2 protein-coding genes are annotated in these 1,827 nt (G+C 45.6%); one reads left to right on the forward strand and one right to left on the reverse strand.

What is annotated here, in order from left to right; all coding sequences use genetic code 11:
• Positions 1-257 (reverse strand): CRISPR-associated endonuclease Cas2 (locus tag CLV58_RS29085; protein WP_342748968.1); only part of this gene is annotated, 257 nt, incomplete at its 3' end.
• Between the two features lie 671 nt (positions 258-928).
• Here CLV58_RS29085 and CLV58_RS27850 point away from each other — a divergent pair.
• Positions 929-1,513 (forward strand): hypothetical protein, encoded by a 585-nt coding sequence (locus tag CLV58_RS27850; protein ID WP_106141117.1) that lies wholly within the window; start codon positions 929-931, stop codon positions 1,511-1,513.
• Positions 1,514-1,827: the final 314 nt, after the last annotated feature.

Genomic DNA, 1,827 nt, shown 5'->3' on the forward strand with positions numbered 1-1,827 from the left:
AAGACCGAGTTCTGCACCCAGCTCAGATACCGCCGAAACAGTTTGAGCATCCGGCCGGTGCGTTTCTGGCTAACGTCGTATACGGCGATACAAAAAGGCATGGGTGACGAAACGATTAGAGTGAGACGCGCACGGCTTACCACCACATATGAAAGCCCTGATACGGATTGCCGGTGGGGTCGCACAGGTGGTCGAACTCTTCGAGCGGTCCGCCGCCGCAGTACATTGAGATGAACTACAACCGAGTGCGCAAGCATTAATCGCTGGGCTATCAAAGCCCTGAACAATTTGAGGATCAGTATTACGCAAACCTGACAAAGTCAGTGTGCCGATAAACCGAACCGCCTCACTAATGCCGCTCGTATCTTCCGAGGCTGGTTCAGCGATGAGGACAGCGAGTATGTGTACAAAGACTTTGAGCTACAGGCCCATAACGTATCTACAGTAATGGTGGGCGTGATTGCGCGGGATAACAACCCATCTTTGAGTAAAGTTCCTGCGCCATCAAGTCTTTTAGGGACAACAAAGAATAAACCAACGCCCTACCAACCGGTAGGGTTTTTTGTTTGTATACGTTTGTACTTTGTAGTAGCAGTACAATGCGTCATCAACGGGACGGGTAGGTTTTAACGAAGCGGCATCTTCATCGGTAATTTGGATGCTGTGTATCCCTGGCGTGTGATGTGGCAGAGGTGCAGGGGGCCAGGGACAGCCTGTGTAGGTGAGCATAACCAACGACTATGGCCAACTAGCGGAAAGAACCATCACGCAAGTGAATTCGGTCTAATCCTTGACTCTGTCAGTGATTTATCTATTGTACGCTTCCAGCGTAAGGGGTGAATCTACCGGCTCGACGCGGGTAATGTGTTCAATGCCGGAACCTAGTATAAGAAAGCATGAAGGGAATGTAAACACAAAGCCTTGATCGATGATAAGTGATCAGCATTCGCAGGATAAAAATAATGACCTGCTCAACAGAATTAAAGAAAAGAGTGAGGACGATTTTGAAAAGCAGCTAACATTTATTGCCTCAAGTGCGCTGGGAGTGTCGTTTGCCTTCTTGGAAAAGCTCGTTGATCTTAGCAAGAGCGTTCATGTCTGGATACTTACTTCATCATGGATTCTCTTATCCTTAGCATTGTGTGTAAATTTAATCTCTCATTACGTGAGTAGAAAGCTTGCAGAAAAAAGTACTGACGATTATAATAAATATTGCGATACTGAAATGGATTATAGTGTTTTAGTGCTCAATATAAATAGACGCAACAATATCATAGACTGGATTAATTATTCTTCCATTATTGCATTACTTTTAGGTCTGTGTCTATTAATCACCTTCGTAACCAAAAATATCAGTCACGTGTCGAAAGATAGATCGAAAACACAATCTCCGCCGAGTGAGCAGCGGGGCCGAACGATACCTGTCCCCCCATCACTGCCGAAGCATAATGAGCAAACGTCCAAGAATCAACCTGTTTCAACACAGAGTAGCAATAAACCTTCCGAGAAATAATGGCTAAACTTCCCCTAAAAGCGCTCAGAGATCTTAAGGATCTTAACGCTTTTCTTAACGACGAGCATCTGACTAAGGAACATTTTGTAATCGATCCAGGACTTCCCGTACAGGGTGGTCGAACAATTCCTACCCCTCCCAGACTACCGACGCAACGTTCGCCAACCCACCCGGATAAACCAGACACGAATAAAAAGGAAAGGGAGTAGCTGAAGAAATCTGAGATGGTCTAATTAATCGGCACAGTGAACTTGCTTAACTTAGCAAGATCATGCTGCAACCAGGTAAACCCAAAACTCGGCGTAAATATGACG

The sequence above is a fragment of the Spirosoma oryzae genome (genome assembly GCF_003002825.1).
Lineage (GTDB): Bacteria > Bacteroidota > Bacteroidia > Cytophagales > Spirosomataceae > Spirosoma > Spirosoma oryzae.

Coding starts and splice junctions, on each gene's coding strand:
- CLV58_RS27850 (WP_106141117.1), top strand. CDS start 929: ATGATAAGTGATCAGCATTCGCAGGATAAAAATAATGACCTGCTCAAC.